The 1,328-nt window shown below is 50.2% G+C and carries 2 protein-coding genes; both read right to left on the reverse strand.

Features of this window, described 5'->3' with window-relative positions; translation table 11 throughout:
• On the reverse strand, nucleotides 1–1,202 hold a 1,202-nt coding region (locus PX484_RS12310), incomplete at its 3' end, for an AtzE family amidohydrolase (protein WP_288104051.1).
• Nucleotides 1,199–1,321 carry a DUF4089 domain-containing protein gene (locus PX484_RS12315; RefSeq protein ID WP_288104053.1) on the reverse strand — a complete coding sequence of 41 codons (123 nt, stop codon included), beginning with the start codon at nucleotides 1,319–1,321 and terminating at the stop codon, nucleotides 1,199–1,201. The genes PX484_RS12315 and PX484_RS12310, both read right to left, overlap by 4 nt.
• Between the last annotated feature and the right edge of the window lie 7 nt (nucleotides 1,322–1,328).

Here is a 1,328-nt window from a genome sequence, read left to right on the forward strand (position 1 = left end):
GAAAGGGCAGGTAAACCGATAAAAGAAAAAGGTTGGGTGAATCTGCCTAAATTAGGTCTAATTAATAGCTCTTGCCCGTCAATAATCATTTTTTCTACTCCTAACGGCGGCGCAATACAGGGAATCGTCGGGGTGAGGATAATATCGACTTCGGTGAAAATCTCTCGCAGACGATCGCGATACCAACGGCGAAAACGTTGAGCCTGTAAATACCAGCTAGAGGGAATTAATGCCCCTGCCAAGAAGCGATCCCGGGTTGCGGGGTCAAAATCCTCTAATCTGGTCTGTAAACGCGGTAAATGCCAATTTGCCCCCTCAGAAGCGGTAATTATATAGGCGGCTGCTCTGGCGCGGGCGGTTTCGGGAATGGTGATTTTTTGGCTCACTCCCAAACGTTCGGCGATCGCTGTCACCGCCTCGATTACTTCCGGTTTGGCTCCCTGCTGAAAATAATCGTCGGCAAGGGCTATTTTTACCCCCTCTAAGCCATTTAAAGGAGCTTTAAGGTTATTTTTGGCAAAAACACGCCAAATAGCCGCCATATCCGCCACATTGCCGCTAAAAAATCCCAGATGATCCAAACTACTAACGAACAAAAATAGGCCCTGACGGGATACGCGCCCAAAGGTGGGTTTTAGCCCCACTACGCCACAGCAAGCGGCGGGAACCCTCACCGAACCATTAGTATCGGAACCGAGGGCGAGAGGCACTAAATTAGCGGCAACGGCAGCGGCGGAACCGCCGGAGGATCCTCCCGAGACGCGACTAGGATCGAGGGGGTTGGCAGTGGCTCCATAATGGGCATTTTCGGTGACAAAACCGTAGGCGTACTCATCCATATTGGTCGCCCCCACCAAAACTGCCCCGGCCGCTTCTAGGGTTTGAATAGCGATCGCATCTTGTCCGGCGGCAGGGTGATCTCGATTGATTTTGGAACCAGCAAGGGTGACAATACCCTCGATATCAAAGAGATTTTTGACGGCGAAGGGGACTCCTGCCAAGGGGCCGACGGATTCCCCATTGGCGATCGCTTGATCGATTTTTTGGGCTTGAGCGAGCGCCCTAGGCTGTAAAATGTCGGTAAAGCAATTTAAATGGCGATTTTTCGCCTCTATCACTGCCAAAGTCTGGCTAATAACTTCTAAGGCGCTAGTTTGACGATTTTGGATCGATCGAGCTAAATCGCTCACAGAAATAGTCATGGTTCAAAGCTGAGGGCGCTTTCCCCGTCATCCTCTAAGGGAAATTCTGTCACTAAACTGGCGATTTCTTGCAAGCGTTGCCAGTTTTCAACCACAGAATTTAAATAGCGATCGGGAATGGTTAAA

Origin of the sequence: Microcystis sp. M49636_WE2 (genome assembly GCF_030065375.1) — a bacterium.
GTDB lineage: Bacteria > Cyanobacteriota > Cyanobacteriia > Cyanobacteriales > Microcystaceae > Microcystis > Microcystis aeruginosa_C.